Below are 12,682 nucleotides of genomic sequence, written 5' to 3'. Positions count from 1 at the left end.
TTTTATAAGCTAAGGTAGGAGGCATTATTTATGAAAAAAACTTTACTATATTCGCTGCACATTTTTAAAAATCATGTTCTTACATTTTTTATTTTCTTTGTTTTTATGTATATGTATTTTGGTTTATTTAAACGTCCAACAGCACTTTTAATTACAGGAATAATTATCTCATTCTTATATTGCTATGGCTTTTGGTCAAGTGGAAGATTTTATGCAAAGAGTAAGAAAAATTTGACTTTGCAAGAAGGAATAATTGCAACATTAATTGCTGTTATTCCATCAGTAATAATCTTTATTTTGGCTTATAATGCATTATCATTTGATAATAAATGGAGAATTAATACATCTTGGCAAAATGTACTATTTAGAGTATGGAATTCGCCATTTATAGGTATTTACTCTTGGGCAGAATCAAAAGCCTCTATAATGCACAATATACAGATTTTAAAAAATGCATACCTTGTTTCTGTATTTTTCTTGCCAGTATCAAATATTTTAGGCTTTGTTGTAGGAATTCTCGAAAAAAGGAATATTATAAAACTACCAGAATTCACATATTCACAAAGAAAAAATGTAAGAAATAAAAACAACCCCAATAAGACCGGCAGAACCTATTAAAGAAATGAATAACACATTATAAATATTAAATCCAATATGCATACCATAATCATTGCATAAGTAATTAAATACCACTATAAAAATACAAGAAAGTAAAACAGAAAATATAAGTTCAATTATTTTCATTTTGTCTAACTCCATTTAAATATTTTCTATTAAATTTATATTCAGATTTGACATAAATAATTACAAAGTAAAGGGCTGAACCATTAATTTTGGTTCAGCCTTATTTAGATTATTTTATCCCTTCTAAATACTCAATTGTTTGTTTATCTAATTGTAAATCAGCATAACTCAAGCTATCTTCAAGTTGTTCTATATTTTTAGGACCTATTATGGGATATACAGGAAATTCTTGTGATGTAAGATAAGCAAGTGTAACTGCTGAGATAGTTGTATTAAGCTGTTTTGCAACTTCTTTTAATCTTTCATATCTTTTTAAATTTTCTTCATTTAAATATATATCTTTAACATCTTGCTTTAATCCAGCTATTCCAACAGTATCTAACTTGCTAAAAAAGCCCATAGCTTGTGAGGTAAATGCAGCAACAGGAAGTTTATTTTTCTTGTAAAACTCAAGCTCATTTTCATCCATTGCAACAAGTGTTTTATCCTTTATAGAACCTGGATTTATTGTTGCATAGCTCCACTGAATTTGACTTATTACAAAAGGTTTAAGTCCTTTTGATTTTGCATAGGAATTTGCCTCTTCTATTCTTTCCCATCTCCAATTTGAACAACCAATATATCGTATTTTGCCTTCCTTTATTTTTTCATTTAATATCTCAATTAATTCTGAAGCTGGTATTTTTGTATTATCTCTGTGAAGATAATAAATATCAATAAAGTCAACACCTAAAAACTGAAGACTTTCATCAATATCCTTCAGAATCTCATCTCTTGATAGTCTTGAAATATGCATTGTATTTACCTCAGGATGTCCACCTTTTGTAACCAAAATAACCTTATCCCTATTACCTCTTTGTTTTAGCCATTTACCAATTGTTTTTTCACTTGAGCTTCTTTCTTTATTATGCCAATCTGCATAAACATGGGCAGTGTCAATTAGATTACCGCCTTTTTCAATATATAAGTCCAAAATTTTATATGAAGTTTCAGTATCAATGCTACCACCTATTTCGGCTGTACCAATGGAAATAACTGAAGCATGGAGGTCTGTATTAGGGATGGTTCTATAAATCATTATAAACACCTCGTTAATTTAATATTTTATATATTATTGCATATTTTTTCATGATTCTCAAATGTTTTTAAACTAATCTAATCAAAAATATATTTTTATAATTTAAGCCACTATTATAGTTAAATAATATTTAATATAAGTTAAAAATAAAAACCCGAAAGAATAAATCTTCCGGGCAAAATTTTAAGATATATTATTTGTTTTTAACTTTTTGTAGATATAATTCAGCCATTTTTCAGCAAGAATTTGCTTATAAATAGCAATTTCCACTAAATCTTGGTCATCTGTTGTATTAAAAAGGGATTCGGCATGTTCTAAATACCTTTTTAGCTCTAAAATTAAATAATCAACATCATAGTCATGTAATTTAGTTATCTTTTTGTAGTTTAATATAGGAAGACTCACACCAAGCCTATCCACTAACTCCAATCTCAAGGCTTTCCTCCATAAATAATCTCTATTTATATTATGATATTAATATATCTAAGTATACCTTAATTTCTTTTCTTCAAATTTCTTTTCTTCCTTCTAATGCCTTGAGAATGGTAACCTCATCAGCAAATTCAATATCACCACCAACTGGAATTCCTCGTGCAATCCGGGTCACTCTAATTCCCATTGGCTTTAATAGCCTTGCCAAGTAAGATGCTGTTGCTTCTCCATCTACATCAGGGTTGGTTGCCAATATAACCTCTTTTATTTCAGGATTTGCAAGCCTTTTTAATAGGACATCAATAGTTAGTTGTTCTGGGTATTTTCCTTTGAGTGGTGAAATACTCCCATGTAAAACATGATAAAGCCCTTTATACTCCTTTACCTTTTCCATAGCTACAACATCCTGGGGGTCTTCAACAACACAAATTATACTTTTATCTCTTTTGTGATCACTGCAAACAGAACATAAATCCTCTTCGGTAAAATTGCAGCAGTTTTTGCAAAACTTTATATTTTTCTTTGCACTGAGAATTGCATTTGCCAAAGAATTAACATCTTCAGTCTTCATATTGATAATATGAAAAGCTAACCTTTGAGCAGTTTTTAAACCAATACCAGGTAGCTTTTCAAGCTCATTTACAAGTTTGTTGATTGCATTATCCTTATTAACCATATTTATACCAGCCTCTAAAATAATCCTGGAAGCCCCATACCTGTAACTTTACCCATTTCCTCTTCAACCATTTTTTCCACTTTTCTAATTGCTTCATTAACACAAGCTAATATTAAATCTTGTAATGTTTCTATATCATCCTTATCAACAACATCAGGTGATATTTCAATGCTTTTTAGCTCTTTCTTACCTGTAATTACAACCTTAACAGCACCACCGCCAGCTGTTACTTCAAGCTCTTTACTTTCAAGTTCTTGTTGTGTTTTTTCAATCTCTTCTTGTATTTTTTTGGCTTGTTTTTGTAATTGATTTATATTAAAGCCACCCATACCAGGAAATCCTCTTTTAGACATATTTAAAACCTCCTTAAAAATCATTTATCAAACAATCTATTATATTATACAACAATAATCTTAGAACCTTCCATATCTTTTTTTACAATAATCTTTTGCTCAAATGCATCTTTAAATTCTTCTATATGTGTAATTACCAAAATACAATCAAATTGTTCTTTAATTGCATTAAGACACTCTATAATATTTTGTCTTCCTTCTTCATCTTGTGAACCAAAGCCTTCATCTAAAATAAGCATTCTAATACTTGCACCTGACCTTTTTAACAAAACCTTTGATAATGCAATTCTTAAAGCAAAATTTATTCTGAAAAGTTCTCCACCTGAGAAAAGTTCATAATTTCTGGTTCCATTAATATCTTCTATTTGGATGGATAGTGTTTCTTCAAGTTCACCACTTGAAGTTTCTCTTTGTGTCAAAAACTTCACTGAAAATTTGCCATCAGTAAGTTTTTTTAATATTTCATTAGCCTCATCTTCAATTTGTGGTAAAGTATTTGCAATAATTTCAGCTTTTATACCTTTATCAGTTGTTATCTCAATTATTGTATCTAAGATATCTTTATTCATTAATAATTCTTTTAATTTCTGTTGATTTTCTTGTATTAATTTTTCAGATATATCAATTTGCTTTTTCTTTTGCTCAAATTCACCTAAGTCCATTATAATCTTATTTAAAATATCCCTATTATTGTTAATTTGCTGTTTTATGGACTCATTTTCTTTCTTTATCTTTTCAATCATATTCAAAATATTCTTTTGGTCTAATTCATCAATTTCTTTCTTGAGTCCATTTATTTCTTTTTGTATTTTATCAATATCATTTTTATAGTTTTCTAATGTATTTATATAATAAATTTGTTGTTCTTTCTTTTTTTCTAACTGATTATATTCATTTTGATATTTTTCAAGCTCATTTATCTTTTTAATATAATCCTGATATTCTTTGGGATTAAAATCTAAAATATTTAATTGATTATTAAGTTCAATAATCTCTTGTTGAGTTGTATTAATCTTTTGGTTTAGTAATTGGTTTTGGCTAATTAAATTATTTTTTTCGGCATTGTTTTTATCAATAATTGACTTATTATTTTCAATAATTTTCTCTCCTGAATTTAATTTGGTCATTATATTTAGCTTACGTGAATTATATTGGTTCTCTTTTTGTATAGCTACATTTATATTCTTAATTTTTTCTTTTATCTCACCAACGTTTTTTTGTAATGTTTCTTTTTCTTTTTTTAAATTTTTGCCCTCTTCTATAATTTCATTTAAAATATGCCCTTTGTCCTCTTTGGTAATTGGTCTTTTACAAAGTGGACATCTGTCAAAAATATTTGAATTTATTGAAGAGTATTCATTTCTAAGTTCAGATAATCTTTTTTCAACCTTTCTTTCTTCTGATTGTAAATCAATCAAAGTATTATTTAATTTCTCAAGTTCTTTTTTTTCATTTTCAATTAATTCTAAGCTTTTTTCAACCTCTTTTAAATCATTTCTTAAATTATCATAGCTATTTTTAATAGCATTTATTTCATTAGTAAGCCTTTGTGTTTCATTATCAATGCTTTTTATCCTTTCATTATTAATATTAAGATGCTGTATTAAAGCATTCAATTCTCCTTTTTTTGCTTCAATAGCATTTGTGATATTATTATACCTATTTTGTTTGTCTAAATATATTTGATGTTTTTGTTTTAATTGATTTAACTCTATTGTTTTTTGATATAAAAATTCTTGATTTTGAAGTAGCACACTTATTTCATTTATTTTTTTATCAGTTTCATCTATTTTTTTCAAAATTAAAATCTTATCATTTTCTAATTTTTTTAATTGTTCTGCTTTCAATTGTACTTTGCTTAACTTATTAATATATTCAGCCTCAGATTTATTTAAGTTTTCTCTTTCTTCTTCAAGAAATAAAATCTTACTTTCAATATTATTTTTTTCATTGTTTAGACTACTTAATTTTTCTAAAGTTACTTCTTTTTCAGAAACTATTTTGTCATGAATCTTAAGTTCAACATCAATTTTATCTATCTCTGATTTTAGTAGGTCTCTTTCTGCTTTAGCATCTTTGTTTATTAAGTCATAAATATCAAGCCCAAGTATCTGTGATAATATATTTTTCCTTTCAGAAGGGTCGGCTGTTATAAAATCAGAGCTTCTTTTTTGTGATAGATATACTGACTGTAAAAATGTATCAAAATTAACTTTTAGTATATTTAAAATTCTTTGCTGAGTTTTTGTAGGTGTTGCCTCTGTTAATGGAATATAATTGTTATTTGATTTTATATAAAGCTGAATATCCTTTTTCTTTTTCCTATTTAGCCTTCTTATAACCTTATATGTTGTATTATTTAACATAAATTCAAATTCAACAAGCATATAATCTTTATCAGTATTGATAAATTCGACTTCTTCAGCTTTACCTTTTCTTGTGCTTTTATATACCGATTCAAACTCACCAAATAAAGCCCAAGAAATGGCCTCTGCTATTGAAGATTTTCCATTTCCATTATTTCCCGAGATACATGCAATATGTATTCTTTCAAAATCAATCTCATTGTTTGATTCTTTATATGATTTAAAGTTTTCAATTTTTAGATAAAGAGGTTTCATAAACTTGCTCTCCTTATGATAAAGAGTTATTATTTTTCATAAACAATTGGTTAAATTTTTCTATAATTTGGTCTTTATTTTTTAAATCTTTATATTTTAGATGCGAGTTCAGATATTTTTTAAATGCTTCAGATGGATTTGTAGACTCATCAATGTCAACAATCCTAAAGTCCTTCTTGTTATCAATTACTTCAATGTTTATTGCTGAAAGATAAAAACATTTCTTTTCAATATATTCCTGTATTTTTTTAAAATCTAAATTCTTTTTTATTATATTTGTTGTATATATAAGAACTCGAACAATACTTGACTTAAAATTAATACCTTCCTTTTCTACTTTATTTATAAATCTATCTATATTTAAAAATACTTTTTCCTCATAATTTTCATTTTCATCAAACTCAGTAAGATTTATTTTTATTTCAAAAAATGGCCTTACTTTTGTGTTTATAAAGCTATAAATTAGTTTATTTTCATTTATTTCTAAATACATAAAACCTTTTTTATCAGATATTTCAGAAAAATCTAAAATATCAGGGCTACCACAATAAGAAATTAAAGGTTCTTTTGCATTTAAAATCTGTGGTTTATGAATATGGCCTAAAGCCACATATGATATTTTGGGGTTTAAAAAGGCTGACAAAGATACTTTTATATCCCTTCCTAACATAATACCTCTTTCGCTACCAACAGTAGCCTCTGACATTGTAAGATGTGCACCTATAATTGTAGGAATATCAGGGCTACTTTCTAACATATTATTTATCTTTTGTTCAATGTAATTTGAAAAAAACAAAGACATCTCTTCTTCTGAGATATTTTTCTTATCAAGTAATGTTAAAATCCTTTCTGGATAAGGATATGGAATAGAAATAAATCTTACCTTCTGGTTATTCTTCTCAATTATTAACTCTTGAAAATTTTTATCCATTATATAAACATTTTCTAAATCAAAAATCTGCAATGTTTTGATATTATGGTCCTTTATTTCAAATGGATGCATATCGTGATTTCCTGGTATTATTATACAAATAACTCCTCTTTGTGAAAGCTCTAAAACTTCTTTGTAAAACTTATTTCTTAAAGTTGAGTTTGGCTCTCTATCTTTAAAAATATCACCAGTTATTAAAAGAATATCAACATTGTTTTCATAAATAAAATCTTTAATTTGGGTAAACGTTTTGAAATAGTCTAAAACTCTTGAACCAAGTCCATCTGGAGTTTCTTTGCTATATGTTGTTACACCAAAATGTAAATCGGCAGTATGGACAATCTTTAACACAATAATCACTCCATAAATTTTAGTAATCAAACTGCTTAAAAAACTCTTGTGCTTCATTATAAAGCACTTCATCAACCTTTTGAATATCTTCATTAGAGCTATAAAGTGATATATAGTCATAAAGCTCCTGACCATAAGTTTTGGTTTTTATTGCTATTGGCATAGGAATTGCATGCCCTATAACAAGGGCTTGTTGTTTTGTATCAAGCGATTCTATTATCCCTCTTAGTTGTTTAGCATTTTTCATACCTGATAAAGCAGCAGCAATATCTGACTCATCTGATAATGATAGAATTATTCTTGTTCCTATCTGAGATGCAATCTCAGAATCAATCTGTGATGGTCTTTGGTCAATACACATAAGGCTAACTTTAGCCTTTCTCATTTCCCTTGCAATTGTGCCAAAGATGGTTTGTTTTGCAATCTCAGGTGCTAAAAACCTGTGAGCCTCTTCAATGGCTATAACCAAAGGTCGAATATCCTTTGTATTTTGCTTTTTTGCCAAAGCTATTTCATATTGCTGCATATATCTTGTAAAAATCCTTCTTGATAAAACATTTGTAACAAATAGATAAGAAAGTAAATCCTCTTGTGAGCCAAACATAATATCAACGCTAATACCTTTTTGTAAGTAATTTAGAATTATATCAATAGAATCATTACCTGCTTGTCTATCATATTTTAGATATGGAAGCTCTTTTAACTTCTCAAGTTTTCTTATCAATGCTTCTAATGAACGTCTATCAAAAACAGTTCTATCCTCTCCAAACTCATCAATTAAGCTATTGCCATTTGTAAGAAGCTCTTTTAACCAATGCCTTCCTTGAGGCTCTAATCTATTTTTCAGGGCAATCATAACCTGTTCTGCTGTTTCATTTAAATTTAGTTCATCAGCAACACAAAGAATATCTCCAATCTCTACATCTTCTACATTTATCTCAATTGGAATTACATTAGCATATTTATTATTGTAATCAATTGTCATAAGTTGAATTTTATTACCAAAAAGAGTTCTAAGACCTTTTACAGTTCTATTCTGTTCATCAACACTATCTTTACCATGGTCAGAATGAGCATCAAATATAAGCAAAGATGTCCTATCTGATAGTATTATACCTGCCATTATAAGACGAGCTATAAATGATTTACCTGTCCCAGTTTTTCCATATATACCACTACTTCTTTCAATAAATCTATCAATATCTAAACATACATCAATCTCTTGTCCCATATCAATGGGGCTTCCGATAGGATAAAATCTTTTTGTTAAATCGCTTTTTCCAAAAACGTCAGATATATCATCTGGTGTTGCTTTTCTTACTTTTGTTGAATGCAATGGTATATTTCTTATTGGTTCATTTATTCTGTCTTCTTTATTATAAGCTAACATTGGTTGTGCCTTTAAAATTGTATATATAGAAGAGTTATTAATTATCTTATTTAATAAAATACTGTTTGTAGGCCTAGGCATCTCAATTAAGGCTGTTTTATTCATACCTTCAATAATCTCATCAAAAAGCATTGTATAATATTTCTTTTTAATGCCATCACAAACTAAAATACTGCCAATTCTTATATCTTCAATAAGGCTAATATCATCAAGCTTTATCTCTAACCCTTCAAGATAAGAACCAGAAACTATTTTACCCAAATCAGCCATATGTATTCACTCCATTTTTAGTATATTAAGCTTTCTAATCTTTCAATTATTGGTGTTAAGATATTTAAGTCATACTTTAAATACATATTTAACTCTTTACCTATTTCTACAAGATAATTCTCATCTTTGTTTCTTACTAAATATGCTAAATATAAAGCATTTGGTATTACCTCAAAAATATCTATATCCTTTTCTTTTAAAATGGTATGTAAAAAAATGCTACTTTGAGTTGCTAATAAAACTTCTTTATCCTCTGCTTCATAAACTAAGGTATGAATGCTTATGCTTTTTGGTGGAAGCCCATACTTAAATGAATTATCTTGAATATATCCAATAACTATGGCATTAAAATAGCCTTTTAGCATCATATCCATTTGTGGATAAAGCTTTTTTACTTCTTCTTTATCCTTCCATAAAGCCTTAGCAGGTCCATCTTTTTCAATACTTGATATACTATACTTTGTTGATATTGCTAAAACACAAATATCATCTATGAAAAACTTAATAAATCGTCCTGGTGTTGGAATATTGTCATATACTTTTGCCTCACACGTAATAGAAGAAAAATCTACTAAAACTATTTCTCCTATTGTATCCATTTTTTCACCCCAAGTCATATTATTCTATTCAATTTATTTATTTTTTTACTTGAAAATGGCAAATTATTTTCTATAACCGAATATATAATACCTTCAATGGTCTTTTTATCAGCATTAGTAATTGTTGAAAGATTATGAGCATGTGTTAAAGATATAGGATAACCAAAACCAAGCTTTGTTTGATGAAATATTGCTGAAATTACCCTTTGCACCTTTTCATTATCATCTAAAAGATATGCAGGAAGCTCAATTCTTGCAATTTCATTACCTGTATTTAAGTACGTAAAAACAACATCTGTTGGAAATAAAATATCGCTTTCTCTACCAAATGAATAAAAAAATGTAGTATACTCTCCTTCATTTAGGTTATCAAAAAATAGCCAATCTTTAATTTTGCTATATTTTATACATTCTGAAAAAAAACTTTCCTCACAATTTTGGCATCTTAATTTTTTATATGGACACCAGTTAACTCTATATAAGTTTGAAAGTAAAGTATTTTTTGGTGAGGATATAAAGCCACATATTACAATGTTTTTATTTTTTGATAACTTAAAAAGCTCTTCGATCTCTTCATAAGGCTTTCTTCCAAATCTATTATCCTGTCTATTTTCAGCCCAGTTTATAAGGTTTCCATCAAAAAGGACTATTGTTACTCTATCATTATCAAGTTTTCTATTTACATAATCTTTTATAAATCTAAACTCCAAAGTTTGTCTTTCTTTTGATATTTCAGCAGTTGATTTTATATCATAATAACCACTTTTTTGCGATATTACATCTTCATCTATAAAAACAAATGGTTGAGTTTGGTGAAAAAAAGAACTTGAATCTTTGTTATAGTCTATCTCAACCAGTGCAATATTCAATAAGTAATATAAAATTAAATTATGTCTATCTATATCAGTATTGCTTCCATCAACTGCAACAACAGAGTATTCTTCAATATTGCTACATTTATGCTTTTCATATATACTATTTGATCTTGTAGGATAACAAAGAAGTAGCTCACTTTTTGAATTTTTGTCTGGAAGCTTATTTAAAATAAAATTTGTTTGTTCAAAGTTAGTTGTTTTAAACCAATCCTTTAATAATTCTATAGTTTTTTGCAAGCTATTATTATATCGGGTTATATTCTTACATTTATTATTTATTTCTTCTGTAATTTTATTAATATCAATCATTCAATATCACCTAAAATTATTTTATCAAATTAAAAAGAATTTCACAAACATTTATTCGTTTTTTTGTATTAAAACAACTGCATATGCTGAAATCCCTTCTTGTCTTCCTTCAAATCCCAAACCTTCTGTTGTTTTACCTTTAATATTTATCATATTTATATCAATCCCTAAACATTTTGCTATGTTTTCTTTCATTTTTTCTGTAAAGGGAAGTATTTTAGGTTTTTGTGCAACTACTGTTGAGTCGATATTTACAACTGAAAATCCATTATTTTCAAGAAGTGTTTTAGTTTTTTCTAACAATATCAAGCTATTAATATCTTTATAGGAATTATCATTATCAGGAAAATGCTTTCCAATATCTCCTTGTCCTAATGCTCCAATTATTGCATCAATTATTGCATGTAATAATACATCAGCATCAGAATGACCTAAAAGCCCCTTTTCAAAAGGTATCTCAACACCACCAAGAATAAGTTTTCTTCCTTCAACAAGCTTATGAACATCAAAACCAAAGCCAATTTTAAACATTAATATCACCTTTCAAATTAATATTTTAGATTAATATTATTTTAGCAAATATTTTAAGCTTATTCTTTGAAAAATAAAAAAGTTGGGTTTTAGCCCAACTTTTATAGATTAAATATTTATGGATTTTTAAGAGTTTTATCATGCTCTCCTATATTTCTAAGTAATATTCCATCTTTATAATACTGCCAAGTCATTCTTATCTCCATTGTAATACTTGCTTCAAAAATATTATCACTTCCCTTAATCTTTTTTGAACGTAAAGAAGGATGCTTTGGATTTTCAACCATCAATGAGAGTTTTTGTTTTAGTATTTTTTTAATATCAGAGGATAATTCATTTACTTTTTCAACGAAATAATCAGTATAATAAACCTTAATCATTCATCTAACCCCAAATCTTTAAAGAGATCTTCTTTAGTAGAAGCTGATTTGAATTTACCTTCTATTATATCCTCCTCAACATGAACTTCTCCTTGCTGCCATTCTTTAGAATAGAACCATATTTGTTCTCTTGGAATTACAACTACTGGTGTAAGAATAATTTTACCATCCTTTTCTTCAACTTCAAATTTATCTCCTGGATTAAGTTTCATTTTTTTAACTATTTCGCTTGGTATTGTAACTTGAGCTTTTTGTTTTAATTCAACTAACATCAACAATCAACTCCAAGTAATAATGTATAACTTTCTAACTTTATTATAATCTTTTTTATTTCTTCTATCAATTATTTAATTCTAATAATCTCATAGCATTTTTACCTAAAATCATATCTTTTTCATCATCTGTTAACCTTAAATTTCTAATATATTCAATTTCTCTTGCTTGGTCTTTCCATGGTGAGTCTGTTGCAAATAATATCTTTTCAATTCCATGCTTTTTTAAAATATCTTCAATATTTCCTACATATTCCTCACCAAAAAAGAATGAGGTATCAAGATAAACATTTTTACCTATTAGGTATTTCTGAACATCTGAAAAAAACCTATATCCACCCATATGTGCTGCAACAATCTTAGCATCTTGAAACTCATTTAATAAATTAATCAACCTGTCTGGTGTGCAATGATATGGTGGATTAAATGCAACATCAACACCACAATGGAATATCATAATCATACCGCATTGAATTATTGCGTCATATATTGGGAACATTTCCTTACTATCTACAAAAAAGTCCTGATAATCAGGATGAAATTTTATTCCCTTAAAATTATTTTCTTTTAACCAATTAATTTCATCTTGCCAGTTTTGATATTTTGGATGTATAGTCCCAAAGCTTATTATACATTCATCTTGAATGGATTTTACCCATCTATTAATTGTTTGAGTTTGTTCTGGCTTTGTGGCTATTGGTAAAACTATACATTTATCAATCTTAGCTTTTTTAGCTACCTCTTTTAATCCATTTACTGTGCCATTATGATAATAGGAAAGTGAGGAATTTTGTGATAACTTCTTCATTGCTCTTTGGGCTAAATCATCTGGAAAACAATGTGTATGAAAATCAATTATCATTTGTAAAT

The 12,682-nt window shown here is 27.6% G+C and carries 15 protein-coding genes; 1 reads left to right on the top strand and 14 read right to left on the bottom strand.

What is annotated here, in order from left to right; genetic code table 11:
- The first annotated feature begins 30 nt into the window (after nt 1–30).
- The gene (locus tag ACAG39_12325) at nt 31–618 is read left to right on the top strand and encodes a hypothetical protein (protein MEZ0538007.1); all 588 of its coding nucleotides are present in this window, start codon (nt 31–33) and stop codon (nt 616–618) included.
- Here the strand turns inward: ACAG39_12325 and ACAG39_12320 are convergent.
- The 14 genes from ACAG39_12320 to ACAG39_12255 form a co-directional block, all read right to left on the bottom strand.
- Nucleotides 559–744 carry a pro-sigmaK processing inhibitor BofA family protein gene (locus ACAG39_12320; protein ID MEZ0538006.1) on the bottom strand — a complete coding sequence of 62 codons (186 nt, stop codon included), beginning with the start codon at nt 742–744 and terminating at the stop codon, nt 559–561. The genes ACAG39_12325 and ACAG39_12320 overlap by 60 nt on opposite strands.
- Nucleotides 745–853: 109 nt before the next feature.
- Entirely contained in the window at nt 854–1,822 is a 969-nt protein-coding gene (locus ACAG39_12315; protein MEZ0538005.1) for an aldo/keto reductase, read from the bottom strand.
- Nucleotides 1,823–2,005: 183 nt separating this feature from the next.
- Nucleotides 2,006–2,257, bottom strand: a complete 252-nt coding sequence (locus ACAG39_12310) for a hypothetical protein (protein ID MEZ0538004.1) — start codon at nt 2,255–2,257, stop codon at nt 2,006–2,008.
- A 73-nt stretch (nt 2,258–2,330) separates the two neighbouring features.
- Nucleotides 2,331–2,930 (bottom strand): recombination mediator RecR, encoded by a 600-nt coding sequence (gene recR / locus ACAG39_12305; GenBank protein ID MEZ0538003.1) that lies wholly within the window; start codon nt 2,928–2,930, stop codon nt 2,331–2,333.
- A 14-nt stretch (nt 2,931–2,944) separates the two neighbouring features.
- Nucleotides 2,945–3,283, bottom strand: coding sequence for a YbaB/EbfC family nucleoid-associated protein (locus ACAG39_12300; GenBank protein MEZ0538002.1), 339 nt, complete (start codon nt 3,281–3,283; stop codon nt 2,945–2,947).
- A gap of 44 nt (nt 3,284–3,327) precedes the next feature.
- On the bottom strand, nt 3,328–5,904 hold the full coding sequence (locus tag ACAG39_12295; GenBank protein MEZ0538001.1) for an AAA family ATPase: 2,577 nt from the start codon (nt 5,902–5,904) through the stop codon (nt 3,328–3,330).
- A gap of 13 nt (nt 5,905–5,917) precedes the next feature.
- Nucleotides 5,918–7,186, bottom strand: coding sequence for an exonuclease SbcCD subunit D (locus tag ACAG39_12290; GenBank protein MEZ0538000.1), 1,269 nt, complete (start codon nt 7,184–7,186; stop codon nt 5,918–5,920).
- 19 nt (nt 7,187–7,205) lie between these two features.
- Complete coding sequence (locus ACAG39_12285; GenBank protein MEZ0537999.1) at nt 7,206–8,846, bottom strand: ATP-binding protein; 1,641 nt, start codon at nt 8,844–8,846, stop codon at nt 7,206–7,208.
- Between the two features lie 17 nt (nt 8,847–8,863).
- Entirely contained in the window at nt 8,864–9,445 is a 582-nt protein-coding gene (locus ACAG39_12280) for a hypothetical protein (GenBank protein ID MEZ0537998.1), read from the bottom strand.
- Between the two features lie 14 nt (nt 9,446–9,459).
- A complete protein-coding gene (locus ACAG39_12275) occupies nt 9,460–10,629 on the bottom strand; it encodes a DNA double-strand break repair nuclease NurA (protein MEZ0537997.1) in 1,170 nt (389 codons plus the stop codon).
- A gap of 51 nt (nt 10,630–10,680) precedes the next feature.
- Nucleotides 10,681–11,160 (bottom strand): 2-C-methyl-D-erythritol 2,4-cyclodiphosphate synthase, encoded by a 480-nt coding sequence (gene ispF / locus ACAG39_12270; protein ID MEZ0537996.1) that lies wholly within the window; start codon nt 11,158–11,160, stop codon nt 10,681–10,683.
- A gap of 116 nt (nt 11,161–11,276) precedes the next feature.
- Nucleotides 11,277–11,537 carry a hypothetical protein gene (locus ACAG39_12265; protein MEZ0537995.1) on the bottom strand — a complete coding sequence of 87 codons (261 nt, stop codon included), beginning with the start codon at nt 11,535–11,537 and terminating at the stop codon, nt 11,277–11,279.
- Nucleotides 11,537–11,812, bottom strand: coding sequence for an AbrB/MazE/SpoVT family DNA-binding domain-containing protein (locus tag ACAG39_12260; protein MEZ0537994.1), 276 nt, complete (start codon nt 11,810–11,812; stop codon nt 11,537–11,539). Before ACAG39_12260 ends, ACAG39_12265 begins: the two co-directional genes overlap by 1 nt.
- Before the next feature lie 67 nt (nt 11,813–11,879).
- Nucleotides 11,880–12,674 carry an amidohydrolase family protein gene (locus ACAG39_12255; GenBank protein ID MEZ0537993.1) on the bottom strand — a complete coding sequence of 265 codons (795 nt, stop codon included), beginning with the start codon at nt 12,672–12,674 and terminating at the stop codon, nt 11,880–11,882.
- Nucleotides 12,675–12,682: the final 8 nt, after the last annotated feature.

It is taken from the genome of Caldicellulosiruptoraceae bacterium PP1 (assembly GCA_041320695.1).
Classification (GTDB): Bacteria; Bacillota; Thermoanaerobacteria; order Caldicellulosiruptorales; family Caldicellulosiruptoraceae; genus JBGGOQ01.
Note: the sequence above shows the minus strand (reverse complement) of the source record. Positions and strands in the feature narration are given on the sequence as shown.